The sequence below is a fragment of the Lactococcus sp. KTH0-1S genome (genome assembly GCF_052544945.1).
Genome location: NZ_CP195165.1, coordinates 2,269,639 through 2,290,354, shown reverse-complemented (window position 1 = coordinate 2,290,354; position 20,716 = coordinate 2,269,639). Strand labels below are relative to the sequence as shown.

Genomic DNA, 20,716 nt, shown 5'->3' with positions numbered 1-20,716 from the left:
GACTGTTTAAAGCTCTAAGACTGTGATATTTACCGCTCGTCGTAAGCTGTACGAGTAAATCAAGAATGATTTTGTGATAGTACGGTTTCGACTGCTTGCTGTTTGTTATTGCGGTGTCTAATCTTGTCATAGGCTATTTAATCTTGTAAGCTTCACAGACAGCAGTTATAAACTTGTTAACGTATGGTGTGCCTTTTCGCTTTCCTAAAAGGATAGCCGAAACATCTTGCTTAGGGTATACTGTTAATCTAACTAGTGTTTGTTGTGTCCAGCCTTTAGCTGACAAAAACTGTTTAATTTTTAAACGCTGTTCGTCCATGTTTTGCGTTGTATCAATCATTTACGAGTATTCCTTTCGTTTTGTGTGTAAGGTAGTTTGTAAGTACATTTATGCTTTTTCACTTGACAAAAAAGTACATATAAACTACAATGAGTGTATAGAAAAAATCACTTGATAAACTAATATCAATGGCTGGGTAGCTTATCGAATTTGTTTATAAGGGCTTTTTGCTTACTTTTTATCTTACAAGACTATTATAGATTAACTGTACACATTTGTCAACAATTTGTACATATAAACTATTTATTTTTTTCTTGTACCATTCTGAAAGGTTGATACAAATGGATTTGTACGAAAAAATAAAAGAACTCGCTAAACAAAAAAAGGTGTCTATTAGGCAAGTCGAAGAAAAGTTAGGAATAGCAAACGGAACAATTCGTCGCTGGGGAAAAACAAACCCAAGTGTCAAAACAGTTAAATCTGTTGCCGACTATTTCAATGTATCGGTCGACTATCTGCTGGGGGGTGATGAAGCTAAGCCGATCAATGAGCCGATAGACTTGGCGGAGGTCGCAAACTCTGACGATGACGCTGTATGGTCTCGTTTGCTGTCTTCTGGTGGTCGTCCTTTGACTGAAAAAGACAAAATGGCTATCAAATTGTTGTTCTCTGATAAGTGGGACAATATTACACAAAAAGCTAAAGACTTAGATAATAATAAATAAGGCGGTAGACTATGGACAAACAGGAGTTAAATAGTCTACTGATATGTGAAATAGAAAAATTAGGCGTTGTTTATCGGTTGGGGGAGTTAGATAATCAAAAAGCTTTTATTTCTTTAGAACTGGGCTTTGGAGCATATACAGAACTCGCAACACCCTTTGACCACGCTCACGAGTACATGCACGCATATTATAAAGATGATAGACGGCTAGGCGAATGTGATACGTTAAGCCCTGCAGAAAAAAGAGCTAACAAAGAAGCGATTCTCATGCTTTGGGACTTGTTTATATAGTATGGCGGAAGCTTTAACGATATAACACGATTCTGTCAGATAACTGGTTGCCACTATGAAGCCACTAAACGACTGATAACATCAATGTGCTGTGATATGAGCAAAAAGAGCTTTCGTGAGTGTGCCATTGATTACATCAGCCGTTTCGATATCATCACACGCGACACATTAAATATATACAACTTCTTAGACTTCTACGGCTATCATCACAACGCTTATGACGAGGCGTGTGCGTTGCTGTATGAGCTGTGCTGGTTTGAGTTGGTGGGTTAAAAAAGGATGGTGGGTTATGAAAAAAATAGATATAGGAATAATGGCTATTATCTTATCAATAATGTTTATAATCCTTGCTATTTTTGAAATTATTTTTTTCAGTATATAGCTGTGAATCTCAACATTTCTTAACATATCTCTAAAGGTTCAATAAGTAACCAATGGGAAACTGCCCACGTTCTAAAGGTTATAGCAACTCGCTATAAGATTAAACCTTTAATATTATTTAGTACTGGTAACGCAAAAGATGACAGACAAAAACAGTATAAAAAAGCTATATTTGTTAATTTTTGTCATCTTATGAGATAAACCAATGCTTAGAAATGCTAAGGTTCAAAACTATATAACAAGTCCTAAATTTTAGGAATGCAAAAAATTTAAAATAAAAGAGGAGTTCAGTATGAGTAATGTGTTTAATTTTATCTTAATAATTCTAAAAGCAGTTCCACTATTATATGTTGTAGTCTTTTTCTTAGTGTTATTTCTAGATATTTGCAAGGCAGTTTACGCAACAATAAATAGTAAGTCATCATTTAGCGATTCATTTAAACATGAATTAAAAAAGGATTTACATATCACTTTTATAAAAACTCTTAACCCTGTAAATTTTATTTTATGGGTATTCTCGTTAGTTTAGAATTAGTAACCCTAAACTTTAGGAACGCAAAATAAAAAGTACTTGAAAGGGATAGATTATGTTTATATTTACAGAATTTAAAACAGGAAAAGATATCGTAAAACTAACTTTACCTGAAGTTGAGCATGCAAAAGACTTGTACGAGATAGTTGATAAATACCGCTCGTATATTTCTAGGTGGCTTCCAGGGGTCGATGAAACGAACTCATTAGAAGATGAACTGAACTTTATTAAATTTGCTAGAGAAGAAACAGCCAGTTATAAAGCCCTATTTTTAACAATTCTTTTAAATGATAGAGCTATAGGAATGGTGGATCTTCACAATATTAGCGAAAAAAATCATCGCGCAGAAATAGGTTATTGGATATCTAAAGATTTTCAAGGGTATGGAATCATGACGGAGAGTGTAAAAAGATTAGTAGAAATATCTTTTAATGAGCTCAATATTCATAAGTTCATAATTATGGCGGAAACCGAAAATCTTAAGAGTTGTGCAGTAGCTAAGAGGCTAGATTTTGAGCATGAGGCAACACTCAAAGAATATTTAGTCTATGGAGATGAATTTAAAGATGTCTATGTTTATTCCAAAATAGTAAACGGCTAAAAATCACACTATAAATCTATGTGTTTCCAGTCACTAAAAACTGGTAGGAGATGGAATATGAAGTTTTTATTATTCATTGATAAAATCTATTCAAAAATAGTGACTGCTTATTGCATTTGCACTATACCTTTTCTACTATTATCCCTATATCTTTATAACAAACTACCTGCTTATATCCCTAGTAAAATCGGTATAGGTGGCGTATATAGCTGGTTTAGAAAAGAATTTGTGTTTATTCTTCCAGTATTATTTTTAATCATTGGAATACTTTTTTCAAAAAAAGGAATAATTAAGCAGTTCTATACTGGTACTCCTGCTATTTTTATAAAGTCCCTCGGGTTGATTGTTCTATTATTGGTACTATTCTCTACCATATATCTTTATTATTCCTACTTTTCAATGATATAAAAACACAAATAATAATAAATACAATGACGTACCAAGTCAATTTCAAGCCAACAATTGCCAACAACTAGCAAGGGAGCTGACGCAACGAATCCTTGCATTAGGTCATAACAGTATGTAAATTTTGTATGTTGTTGTAACCCGACGTGATGTCGGCATAGCTTTCTGCCACAAGTGGCAAAACGGAAATTTTCGTGGTTGTCCTAAGGGGGGCGTGATTCGCGACTTGCTAGGTAGTAACGATTCGTTACACCCTTTTTAGGGCGGTCAAAATAGCCGGATACTTTCTCACATTTTTGTGATTAAACTTGTCAGAACCTTGCTAGTTTTACCTAACCAAAATATTATGATATCAAAGAAAGAAGTTATATGATTTTATGGAAGTAAAATATAAAAACAAATCAGTCGAAGTATGGGAAATTAGTAAAACAAATGAACAACCTGATTGGGTTAAGCAAGCGTTTAAAGAGAATTATCTTTCTTGGTATGGGGATAGATTAAAAATTACTATGATGGGAATAAAACCTAATACAAAAAGAAATATAGCAATTGGATTAAAGGGTGTTTTGGGGACTTTTAACAGTTTTGGTTCTGTTTGTTTTATGGGGGATATCGGGGATTTTTTAGATATAACAAACGGTAGAGTAATTTCTAAAAAATATTTTATTAAACACTACTACATTAAAATAGATGATGAGTAAAGTTTTTTGGTTTCACTTTTTTCGAAAACCAATAATAGGATATGAACATTTTTGTACAAATCTCTATAGGTCCACTCTGAAATAGCATATTTTGCGACCGACAAAGATGTCGGGAGCAAACTCACAAACCGCATAACAGCAATTTTAGTTGACTCTAACAAAATTGGAACTAGTGTTTATTTCCCTTTTGGAAAATGCCGCTTAGGTTTAATTTTGAAAATAAACCAAATTAATTAACAACCTATATAAAGAGTTATTTAAACTCTTGGGAGATAAAAATGAAACAAACAAAAACAAAAATTTATGACATTATCTCATGGATTTCTTTAGTAGCTATACTTGTTATGGTGATATTGATGGCTCTACTTGATAAAACCGAACGCACAGAGGATTTTATGGGAGCTATTTTAATATTGTTTTCAGTTATATTATCTATAGGTTCATACTTTGTCTATAAAGAGATGTACAAAGATGATAAAGAGTCATTATTTATTCCAAGAAGATATGGCATTGGTTGGTCTATTAATCCCAATTCTCCGAAAGGTAAAGCCAGTTGGTTTATTGTCGTAGCATTGCTTGGAGCATTATTTATATGGCTCTTGGTTTCATCATTGCTTTAGGTTTTAATTGAACTACCTGAGGTCGCATTTTACGACTTTAGCAATCAGCCGAAAATTCGGCTCATTAACTATCTTAGGTTTTGTATCTAAATTAACAGAAGAAAGCCTGTAATGATAGGGTGTACCTCAAAATACACCCTATCCATTGTTGATTAACTTAAATAATCACTCAGCGCAAAGTTGCGCTCTCCTAAATCTGAGGAGTCCACACTTTTGTGTTCTCAACTTTCGGAAAAAAGAGAAAGTTCATATCATCCGTGAAGGAGTATTTCAAACTCCCCAATATAATCAAAGTGGTTTATATCCACTATAAACTTAGAAAGAATTTACACCATGAAAAAAGACGACGTTATCAAACTATCAGACGGACAAACTGCCACAATTGTTACTGGCGACGAATCTACAACTTTGCAAAATTGTTATATTGTTCGGCTCGAAAATGAAGATATAAGAGTAGTTGATAGAAAAACTCTAACGCTTGCGGAATCATTGAAATAATAGTCGTTTATAACAAATTCCCCCTTTTTCCACCAATTCCATAAGTAAATTATTGAATCTTTTTTAATTACCCCCAATACGTGCAAACCTGAACCACGTTAAAAGCTGATAGGAGATATTTATGGCAGACAATGATAAAACATCTCAAATAAAATTAGATTTTTTAAATACACTTTATAATCTTATCCTTAGTGAGGATATAAAAGAAGAAGAACGTAGAGTGCTGACTAAAGCAAAGAATCTAGTAGAAAAAGGAGAGTATATTCCCAATGTCATCAGACGTATGCAGACAAATTTTACGTTGGATGCCATAAATAGTAACTTATCTCCAAGTGTGAGTGAGTTTTATAGTACATTGCCTAAAATACTTGCAGAGATTCTACCAGCATTTCCAGGTACTGGCTCTAGTTTAGGAATTCCTCTCTAATTATCTTGTTACCCTTGATACCTTATTGTTACTCTTATCTTAGAGAAAGGTAACACTATAAACCCTTATTATATATAGCTTTATAATACTTTGTTACCGTTGATACCGTAAAATATACTATATCAGTTGAGAATTCAATAACTCTATAAACTAATAAACCAGTTAACTAATTAATCGTATAAGCTCTAATAACAATATTTCTCAATCCTCGTACATGCCTTGCCTGACATTAGTACAAAAATGGAAAGGAAGAAATAGTATGAATATTAAAGAATATATAAAAAAAGACGGTACAAAGGTGTACCGAACTAACGTTTATTTGGGCGTAGATAGTCTGACTGGTAAGCAAGTACGAACAAGTGTAAGTGCCAATAGTAGAAAAATGTGTGAGATTAAAGCACGCCAATCTATAAACAATTTTATCAATAATGGGTCTACAATTGCAAGGGAAAAAGTCGTTTTTGATAACTTTGAGGCTTTGGCTTTGGGTTGGTTTGAAAGTTATAAGCTGACAGTTAAAGCAAATAGTGTACGTTCAGTGAAAAATTATCTAAAAGTATACATTTTACCAGCTCTTGGGACATACGTTTTACCAAAAATAACTCCGATGTTATTACAAAGTATTGTTAACGATTGGTCTAAAAATGCTAATACGGCTGTAATAGTTAATGGTAAGCGTGAAAAAGGTAAAGGTAAAAATTTTAAGATAATGCTCAATATCATCAAACGTATTCTTGATTATGGCATGCAACTAGGAGCAATAAAGAGCAACCCAGCTACTAAAGTTTTTCCTCCTAAATTAAAGGTAAGAACTGTAAGTAAGATTAAGTATTTTGATGATAAAGAGCTGAAAATGTTCTTAGAATATCTTGAATCGTTAGAGCCAAGTATAGAGAACCAGCTACATAATGCCTTATATCGTCTATTATTGGCTACTGGTTTACGTATTGGTGAGGCTTTGGCTTTGAATTGGTCTGATATTGACTTCTCCGAAAAACTTGTTAATGTAACAAAGACAACTTTACAGAGCAGAGAAGTACAAGATAGTCCCAAAACTAAAGGAAGTAATAGAATTATTTCGCTTGATAATGCCACTTTACAAATTTTAGCCAATTGGCGTAAATACCAAAATAACCATAATAAAGTTATAGGTTTGTCTGATAGTGTAGTATTCTCTTATGACGGTCAAAGATTGATTTATGAAAGTGAGAGGTTTCGCCTTTCTTCTCACTTGAAATCAGCAAGACTTCCAAATATCGGTCTGCATGGTTTCCGCCATACTCATGCCAGCTTGTTAATGAACAACGATGTAAACCCTAAAGAGATACAAGAGCGGTTAGGACACTCTAAAATAACAACAACCTTAGATACATATAGCCACCTTGCCAAGGACAAGAAAAAAGAGACTGCCGAAAAGTTCAGCAATATCTTAAAAGCATTATGATTTTTTGGGGCGAACGTAGTAAAAAGCGTAAAAAAAGATAGTTTTAATTAGTGGAATACTTGTTACAAAGGGATTTATAGCTCTCTCTTGTTATATAGTTTTATTATAGCAAATGGCACTTATTTTTTACTGATAAAACTTTAAATCAAAGTTGAAATCACAAAAAGAGCCATATTTTTTGAAAAATTCACAAAGTCAGTGTAAACTTGAGATAGGTTTTATGAATTTAATGCGAGAAAGGAAGCGAATCTTAATACTTTTTACTAAAAGTAGATTTGCATAGGAAAATATGGAACTCAATGATTTGAAAGATTCACTGACTGCTTTAAAATATGGTGAAATTGCAACTGTCGCGATGATTGACCGAGGCGCATATGCTGAAATTGAAGAGTCTATTGAAGCGGAAAGTAAAGATGAAAAGATAAATTCTGGAATCTTTAAAGAGCTTGCTGCTACAGTTAAAGATGAAAACGAGGATTTAGTGGTAGTTGGTCGTTCAGATATTGATCAGGCACTGACTCCAGAAGATTTTTCGCGATTTATCGGTCAGATGACCAAGGAAAAACATATTATTTTTGTTGAGTGTCTCTATTTGGGAACAACAGAAATTAAAGGTTTTCTTAACAGCTTGAAAGAAAATAATCTTTTAGAAAATAGTAAATTGGTTCTGCTTGATTTGCCGCAATTAGAATACATGATGTTGCGAGACAGTTTGGCTGGACAATTTAAATTATAAAAAAGTTACTGACAAAAATTATCGCTCAGTCTGTAAGTTGCGTAAGCAAGCAGATGGGAGTGATAGAATTTTTGTCAGTAACTTTTTCTTATTGTTCACGGTTTTCTCTTTGATAAAGGCGAGAATTTTTCATAATATCTTTAAAAGTATTAATGATCGTTTCTTGGTAAGCAGAATTTTTAATATTTTGGCGAGCCAAATCTAATACGGCTTGTTCGCGAGAGTTATCTAAAATAGTAATTTTTTGTGCTTGTTTTTCTTGGCTAATTTCTTGAACAATTGTCATACGTTTCTCAAGAAGCTGAACGATTTCTTGGTCCACTTGATCAATGTTGTTCCGAAGTTCTTCTAGTTTATTCATGGTTTTTATTATATCATAGCCAGTAACACGAAACAACGTTTCATGTTGCTGACTTCTTTCTCTCATTATGACCGAACTCAGCGGGACGATAATTTTCCGCCGAGTGAGTGCGGCTCGACTTGTTGCTTTAGCAACATAGCGAGAGCGGACAACGTAGCGTAGAGAAGTAATAAGGTATCTACTTTGTTTCACTACGTTGTCCATACCACAGGTGTCTATTTTGTCAGCATTGCTAAAGCAACGGATAAAAGGGCTCGCTCGAAGCCAGCAAGCTGGTAAGGCGAAATGGCAGGAAGGACGCCATAGCTGGAAGCGACTGAAAAGGGAGCTTTCAGGTTGCAGATTAGAAAAGCATAGCTTTTCACCTTTTCGTCTGCGCATTCACGCTTTAGCGTGTTGCCTTTTTGGCAGTTGCTTGAGCGGCTAGTCAAAACGGACAGCGTAGTAGAAGCAGTGATGATTATATCAAAACTAATCTAAAATTTGCCTTTAAAAAATGATATAATGGATTATATTATTTTTGAGGAGCAACAAGATGAATAAAGAAGAAAAAATCGAAGGTTATGAGTTGCTTAATTTGCAACTAAAAGCGCTTCTTAGCGAACAAAATTATACACTTTCAAACTTAGCCAATGCAAGTAGTTTACTTTGGAGCTTTTTGCCTGAGCAAGTTTATACAGGTTTCTACCTCTACAATGGTGAAAAATTAATTTTAGGGCCATTTCAAGGGTCGGTATCTTGCGTTGAAATTATAATGGGCAAAGGGGTTTGTGGGGAATCAGCTCAAAATCGTCAAACCATTATTGTTGAAAATGTAAAGAAACACAAAAATTATATTTCTTGTGACGGTCGAGCAATGTCTGAAATTGTTGTTCCAATGGTTAAAGACGGTAAATTAGTTGGGGTTCTTGACTTAGACAGTTCAGAAATTGGTTTTTACGATGAAATCGACCAAAAATATCTTGAAGAATTTGCTAACATTTTATGTGAAATGACTGATTTTAAATTTTTTGAAGTAGGTTAAATCAAAATTTTAAAGGGTATCGGAGAAAAAAATGAGTGAAATAGTAAAAAAATTTATTGCTGACCGTTTTGGGGAAAAAGAAGGAACATCTGTAAATCCAGGTAATATTGGAGATGTTCGTGAATTTGCGCAAGAATTAGGAAGTTTTCTCTATCAATTACATCGGCTACCAACAACAGATGCAAAATTACCTAGTTTTGAAAATGCTTTTGCTGGTTCTGATTTGATTTTCTTTGAAGCTGAGATGATAGAACTTTTGAAAGTCTATCAAAAAGTTGTTCCTGCAGACCTTTTGCAAGAAAAATTTGATTTTGCAGCAAAAACAAAATGGTCCAAGAAACCTGTTTGGGTTTTGGGAGAATTGCTTACGCAAAATTTAAAAGTTACTGACGGAAAGTTAGTTAATGTCAAAATTACTGACAAAGCTGTTATTGGTGATCCAGCTTTTGATTTAGCAATTGCTTGGACGATTTTTGATGAAAAAGCACGTAAAATATTTTTTTCGGCAACCGAAGCAGATGAGGCAACGATTAATCGAGCGAGAATGTTCGCCCTCAGGCAGGCCCTCAGAAATTATCAATCACAAGATATTGATGAATTGATTCAATCACGTGATGCTTCAACTGAAATTTTAAAAGACTTAAACTATAGTCTTGGGCAAGATTTCTATTGAAACAAGCGGATATGAAAAGAATACTAAGTAAAAAATTGGAAGAGAAAAATGGCATATCAAGCATTATATAGAAAATATCGAAGTCAAAGATTTGATGAAATGGTGGGGCAAGAAGTTGTAGCAACAACATTAAAAAATGCGATTGTCAATCATCAAATTTCACATGCTTATCTTTTTTCTGGTCCAAGAGGGACAGGGAAAACCTCAGCAGCTAAAATTTTTGCTAAGGCAATAAATTGTCCTAATCAAGTGGATGGAGAGCCCTGCAATAATTGCTTTATTTGTGACTCAATCACTAAAGGAAGCTTAGATGATGTCATTGAACTTGATGCGGCATCAAATAATGGGGTTGACGAAATTCGAGAAATTCGAGATAAATCAACTTATGCTGCTAGTCAAGCCACTTATAAGGTTTATATTATTGATGAAGTGCATATGCTTTCCACAGGGGCTTTTAATGCACTTTTGAAAACACTCGAAGAACCTACAGAAAATGTTGTTTTCGTCTTGGCTACTACTGAATTACAAAAAATTCCAGCAACCATTATCTCGCGTGTTCAACGTTTTGCTTTTAAATCAATCACAACAGGAGACATTCGGACTTATTTAGCAAAAATAATGGCTGATGAAGGACTTGAATTTGACGGTAAAGCACTCGATGTTATTGCTAAAGCAGCTGAAGGTGGAATGCGTGATGCCCTCTCTTTATTAGACCAAGCCTTATCGTTTTCATCAGGGAAATTAGAAGAAAATGATGCGCTACTTGTCACAGGATCGATTGCTGCAGATGCTTTAGTAACATATGTTGCGGCACTTTTTGAGCATGATGAAGCAAAAGCACTGGCGGAACTTGATAAGATTTTTGCTGAAGGAAAAAATATGCTTCGATTTACGGAAGATTTATTAGCATACCTTCGGGATTTACTCTTGGATAAAAATTCTCAGTATGACCGTGGTCAAGTTTTTTCATGGATTGATATTGCAATTGAAAGTTTGAAAACGATAAAGGAAACGACTCAAACAAAAATTGCGGCAGACGTCATGACCATGCGTTTGGCTGAAATTGGACAAAATAATTTACTGACAGCCTCGCAAGGAGAAATCCCTAATCAGCTGACAGCCGAAATTGCTACTCTAAAAACCGAAATTAATCAATTGAAAGCTCAAATTTCAGCTGGTCAAATTCAGGTAAATTCAGATTCACAAAATAATTTATTGACAGGAAAAGTTAAAGCCAGTCCGAAACCAATAGCGTCTAAAAAACGCCAAATTAACAAAAATTTAATTTATAAAGCTTTGGCTGAGGCGACAAATGATGCTAGAAAAGCTGCTCTAAGTGCTTGGCCAGAACTTGTTGCTTCAGTTACTAAACCGGCAGACCGAGCTTTACTTAATAATACAGCGCCTGTCGCTGCGTCAGAAAATTTCCTTGTGGTGACTTTTCCTCATGAGAATCTTGCTAAAAGAGTCAGTGAAAATGAAGAATTGCAACTTTTTTGTGGGAATCTCTTGAGTTCAATTGTTGGATTTTCGCCAGAAATTATTTCTCTTGCTGAACAAGACTGGCAAGAAGTTCGAGCGGAATATGTTTCTAATTTAAAATCTGAAAATGTTCAAGAAGATGAAGAAGATGAAAAAGAGCCGGATGAAACGGTAAACTTAGCTAAAGAACTCTTTGGTGAAAAAGTAGTTGAAATTAATGATTAAACTAATAAAAAAGCCGCTCATTGAGCGACTTTTTTTAATCTTTATGACGACTTAAATCAACCTCTTTAAGGGGGATAAGTTTCGTTTTGTTTTTAAATTTATAACCCAAGTAAAGGATGAAGAAGAGTGGAATTGCGGCATACATGATGACACCTTGCACCCAAGTTTTACCAAAAAGAAGCATTGGGTCTTGGCCGAGTGTGACTAAAACAGTCATAATTAAGGCCAAGATTGGACCAAATGGGAATAGTTTTGCATGATAAGGTAAATTTTTAACATCTTTTCCTTGAGCAACATAGGCGCGACGGAAGCGGAAGTGGCTAATTGCAATCCCAATCCAAGCAATAAACCCTGTTAAACCAGAGGCTGAGACGAGGAATGTAAAGAAGCTAACTCCGTAAATTGATGTCAAGAATGTGAGTAAAGCAACAGCAGTTGTAGCTAATAAAGCAATGAAAGGAATCCCATTTTTTGAAGTTTTTGAGAAAATCTTTGGTGCGCCACCATCTTTAGCTAGTGAATAAAGCATCCGAGTAGAGGCATACATTCCAGAGTTTGCTGCTGAAACGACAGAAGTTAAAACAACGGCGTTCATGATAGAAGCTGCAATAGAGAGACCAACACGTTCAAATACAATTGTGAAAGGGCTTTGAGCAGCTGAATCTCCTCCAACTAAGTGGGGGTCGGTAAATGGAATGATAGCCGCCATCACGAAGATAGATAAGATATAAAAGACAAGAATACGCCAGAAGATAGAATTCATAGCTTTAGGAATTGATTTTTCAGGATTTTCAGCTTCACCAGCTGTAATTCCGAGCAATTCTGTTCCTTGGAAAGAGAAACCAGCGACTAAGAGTACGCCAAGAATCCCACCGCCGGTAGTGAAACTACCAAGTCCTCCGACAAAACCATGATTACCAACTGAAAGATTTTTAGCGACGTCAATATGACCGCCCATAATTCCAAAAATAGATAAGAAACCAATAATCAAGAATAAAACAACAACAGTAATTTTAATGGCTGACAACCAATATTCAGTTTCGCCAAAAGTTTTAACTGATAAGGCATTGATTGCAAAGACAATAATTAAGGCAATCAGTGAAAAAATCCAACTTGGAACATCTGGTAACCAGAATTTGATACAAAGGGCAACGGCTGTTAAATCAACCGCTACGGTAATTGCCCAGTTTAACCAATAATTCCAACCTAGAGCAAAACCAAAAGCTGGGTCAACATAACGTGTTCCATAGTCTGAAAAAGAACCAGAAGTGGGTAAATAAGTGGCCATTTCACCAAGTGATGTCATGAGGAAGTAAACCATTGCTCCGATAAGAACATAGGCAGTCAGTGCACCAAAGGGTCCTGCCGTGTGAATGACATCGCCTGAAGTCAGAAACAATCCAGTTCCGATTGTTCCGCCAAGGGCAATCATGGAAACATGACGTGATTTTAAGCCGCGTTTTACTTGCGTCTCAGTCGTTGAGTTTGAAGAATTTTCCAAAATTCTCTCCCTAATAAAATTTATTCTACACCGACTTGTTTGACTCAGACTCAACCTTACCCCTGTTTAGTTTAGAAAAGTCTGAGAAAAACAAAAAAAGCAATCCTACTAGATAGAATAGATTGCTAAAGGTCCGACAAAATTTTAAAAATTTTCTTGAACGAATAGCCCTCCGCATGGTTATTAACCATTTGCGACAGTCTAGTGAGTTTTTCTCACTAGCCCAAGAACCTTGCTGAGCAACAAAATTCTTTCGGCAACCTCTCCTCCTCTAAATACGCGTCTTTGTTGTGCTCCAACTCGGCGTAGATTCATATCGGTTGCGACCTCTATCGATGTGTTATTTGTAATTCTAGCGCAATTTTAAGATGATGTCAAGGAAGAGAATGTAAAATTAATTACAAATAATCACTTTCTTTGTAAGTTTATTCATTTGTCATTTATGATATACTTATGAGGATAGGACTGCTATGTCAGTCAATAAAAATCAGTCTTTTTACTGAAATTTTCTAGGAGCAAAATATGGATTTTATTCGTGCCATTATTTTAGGTATTATTGAAGGAATCACTGAGTGGTTACCTATTTCCTCAACAGGGCATTTGATTATTGCTGATGAATTTATTCGTCTTAATCAATCAGCAGCTTTTAAAGAGATGTTTGATGTTGTGATTCAGCTAGGAGCAATTTTGTCAGTTGTTGTTCTTTATTTTCATAAACTGAATCCATTTAATAAGTTAAATCCAGCTGACAAACAAAAAACCCCACGTGAAATTCAATTAACTTGGCGTTTGTGGTTGAAAGTTTTGATTGCGGCTTTACCAGCAGCGATTATTGGTTTACCACTTAATGACTGGTTGGACAAACATTTTTACCATTTTGTTCCTGTTGCCTTCATGTTAATTATTTATGGGGTAGCATTTATTGTCATTGAGCGTCGGTGGGTACCAAACCATGAATTTTCCGTAATGGATATTGACCGTTTACCTTATCGTGCCGCTCTTTACATTGGATTATTCCAAGTACTTTCTTTACTTCCAGGGACATCGCGTTCAGGTGCGACAATTGTCGGTGCTTTATTAATTGGTGTAAGTCGGGAAGTTGCCGCAGAATTTACCTTTTTCTTGGGTATTCCAGTTATGTTTGGGGCTAGTTTCATCAAAATACTTCACTTTTTCAAAAATGGGAATTCTTTAAGTTTTGAACAATTTGGGGTCTTGTTAGTGGCTTGTATAGTTGCCTTTGGGGTATCAATGGTTGCCATCAAGTTCTTGACCGATTACGTGAAAAAACATGACTTTACTTTCTTTGGGAAATATCGAATTGTGTTAGGGATTATCCTTCTTATTTATGCAATGTTTAAAGCCTTTTTGGGCTGAGAATGAGATAAATTATGCCAACTTTCTTTAGTTGGTATTTTTTATTTTAAAATACTTCTCTTTGCTGAGGGAAAGTTTAAATGTATTCTTGCTAAAAATAGAAAAAAGTGATAGAATATAACTCTGTGGGAAAAACTCACAACTTACGCAGGACTCAACCTGCGTCATTAGTCCAAAAGGAGGAAAAATCAATGACTAAATACGAAATTCTTTATATTATTCGCCCAAACATTGATGAAGAAGCAAAAGCTGCCCTCGTTGAACGTTTCGATGGAATCTTGACTGACAACGGTGCTGCAAATCTTGAGTCTAAAGACTGGGAAAAACGTAAACTTGCTTACGAAATCAATGATTTCCGCGAAGGTATCTACCACATCGCAACTTTTGAAGCTGAAACAACTTCAGAAGCTTTGAGCGAATTTGACCGTCTTGCTAAGATCAACCTTGACATTCTTCGTCATATGATCGTTAAAGTTGAAGCTTAAGAGCTTTCATTTCTAAGGAGAAGTTCATCATGATTAACAATGTTGTATTAGTAGGACGCATTACTCGCGATCCTGAACTTCGATACACCCCTCAAAATCAAGCTGTCGCAACATTTTCATTGGCTGTAAACCGTCAATTTAAAAATGCGAATGGCGAACGTGAGGCTGATTTCATTAACTGCGTTATTTGGCGCCAACAAGCTGAGAATTTGGCGAATTGGGCTAAAAAAGGAGCTTTGATTGGGGTAACTGGTCGAATTCAAACACGTAACTATGAAAATCAACAAGGTCAACGCGTTTATGTGACTGAGGTTGTGGCTGACAGTTTCCAAATGTTGGAAAGTAGATCTGCTCGTGAAGGTATGGGAGGCGGAACTTCTGCTGGTTCATATTCTGCACCTAGCCAATCTACAAATAATACTCCACGTCCACAAACGAATAACAATAATGCAACACCGAATTTCGGTCGTGATGCTGATCCGTTTGGTAGCTCACCGATGGAAATTTCGGATGATGACCTTCCATTCTAATAGGGTGAAATAATTGACGCTAAAGCGCCTAATTATTTCAGAGAAACCCGCTATGGCGGATTTCCTAACCCTCTTACTCGTTATTATGAAAAGCAGAATCGGCTTTTCATAATAACGTCGTAATCCTAAGAAAACTTTAAATAGACATCTAAAAATAATATAAGGAGAAATAAAATGGCACAACAACGTCGTGGCGGCTTCAAACGCCGTAAAAAAGTTGACTTCATCGCTGCAAACAAAATCGAAGTCGTTGACTACAAAGACACTGAACTTTTGAAACGTTTCATCTCAGAACGTGGTAAAATCTTGCCACGTCGCGTGACTGGTACATCTGCTAAAAACCAACGTAAAGTGGTTAACGCAATCAAACGCGCGCGCGTAATGGCTTTGCTTCCATTCGTAGCTGAAGACCAAAACTAATAAATGAAAGGCTGCTTCGGTAGTCTTTTTTTGTATAAAAATTTGACAAATAGAGTTGATATTTACTGACAGAATGTTTGGTTCCGTCCGAATTTACTGACCAGAAATTTGTCAGAAAAAGAGAATAGATTGATAACTTCATCAAGTATTTTTGATTAATACTATGTTTTTGTCAGTGAATTTATGATAAAATGGACAAATGATTGAATTGATAATAGGAGCAGTGCTCTTAAGTTTGTTAATTTATGGAATTTTTATAGAGCCTCATTTGATGAAAGTGAGACATGTAAAAATCGCTCAAAAACAAAATTTAAAAATTGCTCATTTTACCGATACCCACTTTGCTTGGCACACGACTAGTCATCGTTTTAAAAAATTTGCTCGAAATATTGCTAATGAAGAGCCAGATTTAATTATTTTTTCTGGAGATTTATTTGACAAGGTTGCTTGGGCAAAAAATCGAGATTGGACTGATTTACTGACGATATTGTCAGAACTTAAAGCTCCTCTTGGGAAATTTGCGATACTTGGTAATCATGATTTTGATGATGAAAAATCGTCAAAGTTTGTTGAAGAGTTTCTAGAAAAAGCTGGTTTTGTTCTGTTGAAAAATTCATCAGTTGTCAAAGATAATTTATCTATTTCTGGGGTTGATGACTGGCGTGAGGGACGGCCTGATTTTGAACTTGAGCCCATTGATGCAACATTTTCGCTTTTAGCCCTTCACGAACCGGATACTATTTTAGACATGGAGACAATTAAGGAATTTGATTTAATTCTTTCTGGTCATAGTCACGGAGGGCAAATTCGGATAGGAAATTGGCGTTTACGTAATAAGGGGTCAAGTAGTGCTGATGCTGGTTTGTATCAGCTCAATGACCGAACAAAATTGTATGTTAATCGTGGAATTGGTTTGACTTTCTTGCCTATTCGTTTTGGGGTGCCTCCAGAAATTGTGTATTACTACATCTAAAAAAATCTGTCAGTAATTTTGACAGATTTTTTTATTTTTTTATTTAAAAATTTACTGACAGCTTTGTTAAAAATTCTGTCATTACATTTCTCTTGCAGTCATGATCGTTTCGCGTCCCATATTGTCAACGGCTCGGTAGTGTAGAGGCCATTCAGGATTAAAAGGGTAGCCAAAATCAACGAGGATGGTTGTTGGACTATTGTCTTGAGAAAAACGAATAGAAAGTAAATTACCCGAATTAACCAAGTCAAAATTGATAATTGTTTCTAGTGGAAAAACGCCCTTGAGGTGATGGTCAATAATAAACCAAAAGGCATCAATGACTTCTCCAGGAATTGACGCAACGGTATCAAAACTTGCGTAGCGTCGTCTAGTGTTAGAAAATGCCATAAAATCACATCCTTTCTATAAGATCAATGGATAAATTCTAGGAAATACGGGAATCTCGAATGACTTTTCGGATTTCAGATAAAGTCCCTTCAGAAACATTTTTCATTTTCATTCCGTACATCATAAACAAGGCATCAAGCAAACTAATTTGAGAAACTGTGGAAGCAACAGCTTCAGGTCGAAATGAAATTTCTTCAGAAATTGAAATTAGAGCGACATCGGCCGCTTTGGCTAAAGGGGAACTCGCAAAAGAAGTCAATGCAATAATTGGAACCCCGCGACTCTTTAAAATTTCAACCAAGTGCATTGTATCTCTGTTTTTTCCTGTATGTGAAATAACAAAAGCACAATCGTCGCTCGTTAATTTTGCAGCTTGCATTTGTTGAAAATGAAAATCCTGATGATAAACGCAGTGCAAAGGCATTCTCAAAAATTTATGAAAAGCAATCAATGCGACAGCGTTTGAACCACCCAAACCAAAAAAACCGCAAGTGCTGGCATTGAGCAAAATTTCCATGGTTTGGTCAAGTTGTCTGTTAGTGATAAGGTTTAATGTAGAATTTAATGATGAAATATTGCCGTTGAAGTTTTTTGTCAGTATTTCTTTGTAATCGTCAGTTGGTGAAAGTTCGCTAAAAAATTCATCGTTTCGTGTCGAGTCCGTGGCATGAATGGCGAGTTTTAATTCTTGGAAGGAATTAAAGCCGATTTTTTTAGAAAATCTGGAAATTGTAGCCGTAGAGACATGAGTTTTTTGAGCAAATTCCTGAATTGAAAGCCTCGCTGCACTATCAATATTCGCAATTAAATAGTCAGAAATTGCCTGATCTGATTTACTGAGGTTATCATAATAACTTCGGATTCGGCTGATTAAAGTACGCGACATATCAAGCCTCCTTCTAATTGACTACATTATACCATAAATAAGATTCGGCGATTTCTCAAAAATTCCAAATTCCTAACTTGAAATTGTTTTGACAAATCAGAAAATATTTTACAAAAAATATTGTTGACAAATGAAAAAAAATTACTTATACTAAAGGTATAAAATGAAAGCGATACCACGGAGGAAAAAATGATGAAATTTGGTATGATTGGTTTAGGGAAAATGGGAATGAATCTTGTGAAAAATGCCGTTGACCATGAGATTGAAGTTGTTGCTTACGATCTAAATACAAAAGCGGTAGAGGAAGCTAAGGATTACTCAGACAATATTACCGCTGTCAGTACAATTGAAAATTTACTGACAGAATTGCCAGCAAGCAAAATTGTTTGGTTGATGCTTCCAGCAGGAACTCCTACAAATTCAACGATTGCAATGCTCTCTGAAAAGCTGTCAGCTGGCGATATTCTGATAGACGGTGGAAATTCTAATTACAAAGATAATTTAGAACAAAATAAATTACTGACAGAAAAAGGAATTAAATTTTTTGATGTCGGAACTTCTGGTGGAATGGCTGGAGCTCGTCAAGGCGGGAATTTTATGATTGGTGGAGATGATGAAAAATCTTGGACAATTATAGAACCAATCTTCAAAGCAATCTCAATGGAAGAGGGCTACCTCTATACAGGGAAACTTGGCAGTGGTCATTACTTGAAAATGATTCATAATGGAATTGAATATGGGATGATGCAAGCGATCGCTGAAGGATTTGAAATTTTGGAAGAGTCACCATTTGATTATGACTATGAAGCCGTTGCAAAATTATGGAATCACGGCTCAGTAATCCGAAGCTGGTTGATGGAGCTTGCTCAAGAACAATTTTCAAAAGACCCTAAACTAGACCAAATTATCGGTCATGTTCAATCTTCAGGAGAAGGAAAATGGACCGTCGAAGAAAGCTTGGACTTAGGCGTTCCTGCCCCAGTTATTGCCTTGTCACTAATGATGCGTCAACGCTCATTACAAGAAGATACCATGACCGGAAAAGTAGTTGCCGCTTTGCGCAATAGCTTTGGCGGACATGACGTAGAACAAAAATAATTTACTGACAGATGAGAAGCGTAAGCTAACTAGGACAAAAAACTTCTGTCAGTAAAAAACTACTGATGATGAAAGAAGTTTAAAGTCTGTCAGTAAATATATAGAAGAAAAGGAGCCTAAATGCAATATTTAATAGGCGTCGATTTAGGAACCACAGCAACTAAGGCAGTGCTTTTTGAGAAAAATGGAAAAATAGTTGCAAGTAGTAGCCAAGCCTATCCCCTCTATCGTGATGCTAGTGGGATGGCAGAAGAATCTCTTGAAGAAATTTTTGAAGCAGTTTTAGTGACAATCAGGGAAGTTTCAATTAATTTAGAAGATGAAGACGAACTTTTAGCCGTTTCATTTAGTACACAAATGCACTCACTAATTGCTTTTGACGAAAATTGGCAGCCACTTACAAGATTAATCACTTGGGCTGATACAAGAGCAGTAAAATACACCGAACAAATTAAAGCCTCTAAAAATGGTTTTGATATTTATCGAAGAACCGGAACGCCTCTTCATCCAATGGCTCCTTTATCTAAATTTATCTGGTTAGAAGCTGAACATCCAGACATTTATCAAAAAGCAGCCCACTATTTGGAACTTAAAGGATACATTTTCCAACGACTTTTTGGAACAAATAAAATGGATTTATCAACCGCAACAGGTACAGGTATCTTCAATATATTTGAACTTCATTGGGATAAAGAAGCGCTAGAGATGACTGGAATCAAAGAAAGTCAATTGCCCAAAGTAGTAGAACCCTATGAGATAGAAGAAAACCTTCCTCACGAATATGCCAAGAAAATGGGTATTCAAAGCAGCACCAAATTTATTTGGGGTGCAGCCGATGGTCCGTTATCAAATTTAGGAGTAAATGCGATTAAACCGGGTGTTGCAGCCATCACAATTGGAACATCTGGTGCGATTCGAGTAGTTACTGACAAACCTAAAACAGATGAAAAAGGACGCACATTTACCTATGCATTAGACAAAGAGCATTGGGTAGTCGGTGGCCCCGTAAACTCTGGTGGAGATGTTTTCCGTTGGGCTCGTGACCAAATTTTTGATGGGAAAATTTCTTTTGATGAAGTCACGGAACTTGCAGCAAACATTTCCCCGGGCGCTGATGGATTACTTTTCCACCCCTATCTTGGAGGCGAACGAGCGCCGATTTGGGATGCCAATGCCAGAGGTTCATTTTTTGGCCTAAACTACGGACATAATCGTAGTCATATGGCTAGATCAGTTCTTGAAGGAGTTATCTTCAATATTTATATGGTTGCGCTTAGCCTTGTTGAAGTAGTAGGTGACCTAAATATGATTCAAGCGACAGGAGGATTTACAAGTTCTGAACTATGGACACAAATCCTAGCAGATATTTTTGAACAACCAATCAATGTGCCAGAGAGCCGAGAAGCTGGCTGTTTAGCCGCCATTATCATGGCTGAAAAAGCCCTCGGCCTAATTGAAGATATCAGTGAAATCGAAACGATGGTAGGAACAAACGAAACCTACCAACCCAATCCAAAAAATTTCGAAATTTACCGAGAAATTAGTCCAATATTTATCCGACTTTCTCGCTCTCTCTTGGCAGAATATGAAAATATTGCCAATTTCCAAAGAAAATTTGAAGAAGAAAAATAAACTTATATTCTTTAAAGAC

Annotated in this window: 23 protein-coding genes, 1 pseudogene and 1 riboswitch; of the genes and pseudogenes, 19 read left to right on the top strand and 5 right to left on the bottom strand. The window is 35.8% G+C overall.

Annotation, left to right across the window (positions count from 1 at the left end; genetic code table 11):
- Nucleotides 1-133: 133 nt before the first annotated feature.
- Nucleotides 134-340, bottom strand: coding sequence for an XRE family transcriptional regulator (locus ACRYLU_RS11275; protein WP_445081003.1), 207 nt, complete (start codon nt 338-340; stop codon nt 134-136).
- Between the two features lie 281 nt (nt 341-621).
- Between ACRYLU_RS11275 and ACRYLU_RS11270 the strand changes: the two genes are divergently transcribed.
- From ACRYLU_RS11270 to ACRYLU_RS11230, 9 genes and pseudogenes are all read left to right on the top strand, one after another.
- Nucleotides 622-1,005, top strand: a complete 384-nt coding sequence (locus tag ACRYLU_RS11270) for a helix-turn-helix domain-containing protein (RefSeq protein WP_445081002.1) — start codon at nt 622-624, stop codon at nt 1,003-1,005.
- An 11-nt stretch (nt 1,006-1,016) separates the two neighbouring features.
- A pseudogene (locus ACRYLU_RS11265) lies at nt 1,017-1,568 on the top strand (hypothetical protein).
- 695 nt (nt 1,569-2,263) lie between these two features.
- Nucleotides 2,264-2,809 carry a GNAT family N-acetyltransferase gene (locus ACRYLU_RS11260; RefSeq protein WP_017865215.1) on the top strand — a complete coding sequence of 182 codons (546 nt, stop codon included), beginning with the start codon at nt 2,264-2,266 and terminating at the stop codon, nt 2,807-2,809.
- A 782-nt stretch (nt 2,810-3,591) separates the two neighbouring features.
- Nucleotides 3,592-3,915, top strand: a complete 324-nt coding sequence (locus ACRYLU_RS11255) for a hypothetical protein (RefSeq protein WP_058223674.1) — start codon at nt 3,592-3,594, stop codon at nt 3,913-3,915.
- Nucleotides 3,916-4,193: 278 nt separating this feature from the next.
- Nucleotides 4,194-4,535, top strand: a complete 342-nt coding sequence (locus ACRYLU_RS11250) for a hypothetical protein (RefSeq protein ID WP_225513069.1) — start codon at nt 4,194-4,196, stop codon at nt 4,533-4,535.
- A 333-nt stretch (nt 4,536-4,868) separates the two neighbouring features.
- Nucleotides 4,869-5,033, top strand: a complete 165-nt coding sequence (locus tag ACRYLU_RS11245; RefSeq protein ID WP_058224134.1) for a hypothetical protein — start codon at nt 4,869-4,871, stop codon at nt 5,031-5,033.
- A 121-nt stretch (nt 5,034-5,154) separates the two neighbouring features.
- On the top strand, nt 5,155-5,460 hold the full coding sequence (locus ACRYLU_RS11240; protein WP_010905062.1) for a bacteriocin immunity protein: 306 nt from the start codon (nt 5,155-5,157) through the stop codon (nt 5,458-5,460).
- 259 nt (nt 5,461-5,719) lie between these two features.
- Nucleotides 5,720-6,904 carry a tyrosine-type recombinase/integrase gene (locus ACRYLU_RS11235; protein WP_225513070.1) on the top strand — a complete coding sequence of 395 codons (1,185 nt, stop codon included), beginning with the start codon at nt 5,720-5,722 and terminating at the stop codon, nt 6,902-6,904.
- 289 nt (nt 6,905-7,193) lie between these two features.
- Nucleotides 7,194-7,640, top strand: coding sequence for a hypothetical protein (locus ACRYLU_RS11230; protein WP_058219796.1), 447 nt, complete (start codon nt 7,194-7,196; stop codon nt 7,638-7,640).
- Nucleotides 7,641-7,728: 88 nt separating this feature from the next.
- On the opposite strand, the gene ACRYLU_RS11225 is transcribed toward ACRYLU_RS11230, so the two are convergent.
- Nucleotides 7,729-8,193, bottom strand: a complete 465-nt coding sequence (locus tag ACRYLU_RS11225) for a chorismate mutase (RefSeq protein WP_259757796.1) — start codon at nt 8,191-8,193, stop codon at nt 7,729-7,731.
- A gap of 343 nt (nt 8,194-8,536) precedes the next feature.
- Here ACRYLU_RS11225 and ACRYLU_RS11220 point away from each other — a divergent pair, with 343 nt between their 5' ends.
- Genes ACRYLU_RS11220 through dnaX form a run of 3 tightly spaced genes read left to right on the top strand, consistent with a single transcriptional unit; the run spans nt 8,537 to nt 11,405 of the window.
- Entirely contained in the window at nt 8,537-9,025 is a 489-nt protein-coding gene (locus ACRYLU_RS11220) for a GAF domain-containing protein (protein ID WP_003131959.1), read from the top strand.
- A 31-nt stretch (nt 9,026-9,056) separates the two neighbouring features.
- Nucleotides 9,057-9,698: a phosphotransferase gene (locus tag ACRYLU_RS11215; RefSeq protein ID WP_445081001.1), complete on the top strand. Its 642-nt coding sequence runs from the start codon at nt 9,057-9,059 to the stop codon at nt 9,696-9,698.
- A 48-nt stretch (nt 9,699-9,746) separates the two neighbouring features.
- On the top strand, nt 9,747-11,405 hold the full coding sequence (gene dnaX / locus ACRYLU_RS11210; protein ID WP_445081000.1) for a DNA polymerase III subunit gamma/tau: 1,659 nt from the start codon (nt 9,747-9,749) through the stop codon (nt 11,403-11,405).
- Between the two features lie 34 nt (nt 11,406-11,439).
- On the opposite strand, the gene ACRYLU_RS11205 is transcribed toward dnaX, so the two are convergent.
- Nucleotides 11,440-12,906, bottom strand: coding sequence for an amino acid permease (locus ACRYLU_RS11205; protein WP_445080999.1), 1,467 nt, complete (start codon nt 12,904-12,906; stop codon nt 11,440-11,442).
- Between the two features lie 157 nt (nt 12,907-13,063).
- A riboswitch (Lysine riboswitch) is annotated at nt 13,064-13,246 on the bottom strand.
- 182 nt (nt 13,247-13,428) lie between these two features.
- Between ACRYLU_RS11205 and ACRYLU_RS11200 the strand changes: the two genes are divergently transcribed.
- From ACRYLU_RS11200 to ACRYLU_RS11180, 5 genes are all read left to right on the top strand, one after another.
- A complete protein-coding gene (locus ACRYLU_RS11200) occupies nt 13,429-14,283 on the top strand; it encodes an undecaprenyl-diphosphate phosphatase (RefSeq protein ID WP_058206133.1) in 855 nt (284 codons plus the stop codon).
- Between the two features lie 191 nt (nt 14,284-14,474).
- On the top strand, nt 14,475-14,768 hold the full coding sequence (rpsF, locus tag ACRYLU_RS11195) for a 30S ribosomal protein S6 (RefSeq protein WP_003131954.1): 294 nt from the start codon (nt 14,475-14,477) through the stop codon (nt 14,766-14,768).
- Nucleotides 14,769-14,797: 29 nt separating this feature from the next.
- Nucleotides 14,798-15,298 (top strand): single-stranded DNA-binding protein, encoded by a 501-nt coding sequence (locus ACRYLU_RS11190; protein ID WP_003131953.1) that lies wholly within the window; start codon nt 14,798-14,800, stop codon nt 15,296-15,298.
- 174 nt (nt 15,299-15,472) lie between these two features.
- The gene (gene rpsR, locus ACRYLU_RS11185) at nt 15,473-15,718 is read left to right on the top strand and encodes a 30S ribosomal protein S18 (protein WP_003131952.1); all 246 of its coding nucleotides are present in this window, start codon (nt 15,473-15,475) and stop codon (nt 15,716-15,718) included.
- Nucleotides 15,719-15,917: 199 nt separating this feature from the next.
- The gene (locus tag ACRYLU_RS11180; RefSeq protein WP_445080998.1) at nt 15,918-16,691 is read left to right on the top strand and encodes a metallophosphoesterase; all 774 of its coding nucleotides are present in this window, start codon (nt 15,918-15,920) and stop codon (nt 16,689-16,691) included.
- Between the two features lie 81 nt (nt 16,692-16,772).
- Here ACRYLU_RS11180 and ACRYLU_RS11175 read toward each other — a convergent pair whose 3' ends face one another.
- Together ACRYLU_RS11175 and ACRYLU_RS11170 are read right to left on the bottom strand one after the other, a co-directional pair.
- On the bottom strand, nt 16,773-17,081 hold the full coding sequence (locus ACRYLU_RS11175; RefSeq protein WP_010906371.1) for a DUF960 domain-containing protein: 309 nt from the start codon (nt 17,079-17,081) through the stop codon (nt 16,773-16,775).
- 37 nt (nt 17,082-17,118) lie between these two features.
- On the bottom strand, nt 17,119-17,967 hold the full coding sequence (locus tag ACRYLU_RS11170; protein WP_012898662.1) for a MurR/RpiR family transcriptional regulator: 849 nt from the start codon (nt 17,965-17,967) through the stop codon (nt 17,119-17,121).
- Between the two features lie 192 nt (nt 17,968-18,159).
- Between ACRYLU_RS11170 and gnd the strand changes: the two genes are divergently transcribed.
- Together gnd and gntK are read left to right on the top strand one after the other, a co-directional pair.
- Nucleotides 18,160-19,065 (top strand): phosphogluconate dehydrogenase (NAD(+)-dependent, decarboxylating), encoded by a 906-nt coding sequence (gnd, locus tag ACRYLU_RS11165; RefSeq protein WP_445081387.1) that lies wholly within the window; start codon nt 18,160-18,162, stop codon nt 19,063-19,065.
- 120 nt (nt 19,066-19,185) lie between these two features.
- The gene (gntK, locus tag ACRYLU_RS11160; RefSeq protein ID WP_003131772.1) at nt 19,186-20,697 is read left to right on the top strand and encodes a gluconokinase; all 1,512 of its coding nucleotides are present in this window, start codon (nt 19,186-19,188) and stop codon (nt 20,695-20,697) included.
- Nucleotides 20,698-20,716: the final 19 nt, after the last annotated feature.

Bases quoted from the DNA above. Each gene is read 5' to 3' on its own strand.
- ACRYLU_RS11230 (WP_058219796.1), top strand. From the start codon at position 7,194: ATGGAACTCAATGATTTGAAAGATTCACTGACTGCTTTAAAATATGGT.
- ACRYLU_RS11200 (WP_058206133.1), top strand. From the start codon at position 13,429: ATGGATTTTATTCGTGCCATTATTTTAGGTATTATTGAAGGAATCACT.
- ACRYLU_RS11270 (WP_445081002.1), top strand. From the start codon at position 622: ATGGATTTGTACGAAAAAATAAAAGAACTCGCTAAACAAAAAAAGGTG.
- gntK (WP_003131772.1), top strand. From the start codon at position 19,186: ATGCAATATTTAATAGGCGTCGATTTAGGAACCACAGCAACTAAGGCA.
- ACRYLU_RS11260 (WP_017865215.1), top strand. From the start codon at position 2,264: ATGTTTATATTTACAGAATTTAAAACAGGAAAAGATATCGTAAAACTA.
- ACRYLU_RS11245 (WP_058224134.1), top strand. From the start codon at position 4,869: ATGAAAAAAGACGACGTTATCAAACTATCAGACGGACAAACTGCCACA.
- gnd (WP_445081387.1), top strand. From the start codon at position 18,160: ATGAAATTTGGTATGATTGGTTTAGGGAAAATGGGAATGAATCTTGTG.
- ACRYLU_RS11175 (WP_010906371.1), bottom strand. From the start codon at position 17,081: ATGGCATTTTCTAACACTAGACGACGCTACGCAAGTTTTGATACCGTT.
- ACRYLU_RS11170 (WP_012898662.1), bottom strand. From the start codon at position 17,967: ATGTCGCGTACTTTAATCAGCCGAATCCGAAGTTATTATGATAACCTC.
- ACRYLU_RS11215 (WP_445081001.1), top strand. From the start codon at position 9,057: ATGAGTGAAATAGTAAAAAAATTTATTGCTGACCGTTTTGGGGAAAAA.
- dnaX (WP_445081000.1), top strand. From the start codon at position 9,747: ATGGCATATCAAGCATTATATAGAAAATATCGAAGTCAAAGATTTGAT.
- ACRYLU_RS11240 (WP_010905062.1), top strand. From the start codon at position 5,155: ATGGCAGACAATGATAAAACATCTCAAATAAAATTAGATTTTTTAAAT.
- ACRYLU_RS11190 (WP_003131953.1), top strand. From the start codon at position 14,798: ATGATTAACAATGTTGTATTAGTAGGACGCATTACTCGCGATCCTGAA.
- ACRYLU_RS11255 (WP_058223674.1), top strand. From the start codon at position 3,592: ATGGAAGTAAAATATAAAAACAAATCAGTCGAAGTATGGGAAATTAGT.
- ACRYLU_RS11180 (WP_445080998.1), top strand. From the start codon at position 15,918: ATGATTGAATTGATAATAGGAGCAGTGCTCTTAAGTTTGTTAATTTAT.
- rpsR (WP_003131952.1), top strand. From the start codon at position 15,473: ATGGCACAACAACGTCGTGGCGGCTTCAAACGCCGTAAAAAAGTTGAC.
- ACRYLU_RS11220 (WP_003131959.1), top strand. From the start codon at position 8,537: ATGAATAAAGAAGAAAAAATCGAAGGTTATGAGTTGCTTAATTTGCAA.
- ACRYLU_RS11235 (WP_225513070.1), top strand. From the start codon at position 5,720: ATGAATATTAAAGAATATATAAAAAAAGACGGTACAAAGGTGTACCGA.
- rpsF (WP_003131954.1), top strand. From the start codon at position 14,475: ATGACTAAATACGAAATTCTTTATATTATTCGCCCAAACATTGATGAA.
- ACRYLU_RS11275 (WP_445081003.1), bottom strand. From the start codon at position 340: ATGATTGATACAACGCAAAACATGGACGAACAGCGTTTAAAAATTAAA.
- ACRYLU_RS11250 (WP_225513069.1), top strand. From the start codon at position 4,194: ATGAAACAAACAAAAACAAAAATTTATGACATTATCTCATGGATTTCT.